This window comes from Streptomyces beijiangensis, from assembly GCF_017315755.1.
GTDB lineage: Bacteria > Actinomycetota > Actinomycetes > Streptomycetales > Streptomycetaceae > Streptomyces > Streptomyces beijiangensis.
Genome location: NZ_JAFLRJ010000947.1, coordinates 1 through 1,022 on the forward strand (window position 1 = coordinate 1; position 1,022 = coordinate 1,022).

1 protein-coding gene is annotated in these 1,022 nt (G+C 70.5%); it reads left to right on the forward strand.

Annotated elements, in window-relative coordinates; all coding sequences use genetic code 11:
• Positions 1–391 precede the first annotated feature (391 nt).
• Positions 392–1,022 (forward strand): aldehyde dehydrogenase family protein (locus J0695_RS40015; protein ID WP_242553768.1); only part of this gene is annotated, 631 nt, incomplete at its 3' end.

Sequence of the window (1,022 nt, forward strand, 5' to 3'; positions counted from 1 at the left end):
TCGTCGCGGCGGAGTGCCGGTCCTGTCCGGCGGCTTGGAGGTCAGGCGCACCCGGTACAGCTTCGCCATCAGGTCACCCGCCCCAGGGCTGGGTGGTGGGCGGTTTGGTGGCTTGAGTGGCACGGACTCGCAAGTGTTCGTGGTGTGCGTCGACCCCAACTCGGAGGTGAAGATCCTGCTGCCAGTGTGTGCTGGAGAGCCTGGCATCATCGCATCCATCCAGGCGGTCGAGAGGGCCGAAAGCATCATGCCAGGCCTGGAGCCGATGGCGGATGTGTCGCTCCCCTGTGCGTGTGCGGACAGGGGAGTGGCGTAGAACGCTGTGAGAGTGGGCAGGTCGCTCCTGATCAAGCAGATGCGGGTCAGGTTGGCTTCACGTCAACGNNCGGAGTTGTACGACGTTGACGCGGCTGTGGTGGCGGCGGCGGCCGCCCAGCGCCGATGGGCGGCAGCGGCTCCCGCCGACCGCGCCCGGCTGCTCCGCCGTTTCGCGGCCGTCGTCGACGGACACGTCGAGGAACTGGCCGCGCTGGAGGTCCGCGAGGCCGGCCACACCGTGGGCAATGCCCGCTGGGAGGCCGGCAACGTCCGGGATCTCCTCGACTACGCGGCCGGGGGAGTGGAGCGCCTCACCGGCCGCCAGATCCCGGTCTCCGGGGGCCTGGACATCACCCTCCTGGAGCCGCTCGGCGTCGTCGGCGTGATCGCGCCCTGGAACTTCCCGATGCCGATCGCCGCCTGGGGAACGGCCCCCGCCCTCGCCGCGGGCAACGCTGTCATCCTCAAGCCCGCCGAGACGACCCCGCTCACGGCGCTGCGACTCGCCGAACTCGCCCTGGAGGCAGGGCTCCCCGAGCACCTCTTCCAGGTGCTCCCCGGCGCGGGGGACACCGCGGGCAACGCCCTGGTCGAACATCCCGGCGTCGCCAAGATCGTGTTCACCGGCTCCACCCGCGTCGGCAAGCAGATCATGGCCAAGTGCGCCGACCGGGTGAAGCGCCTCACCCTCGAACTCGGCGGCA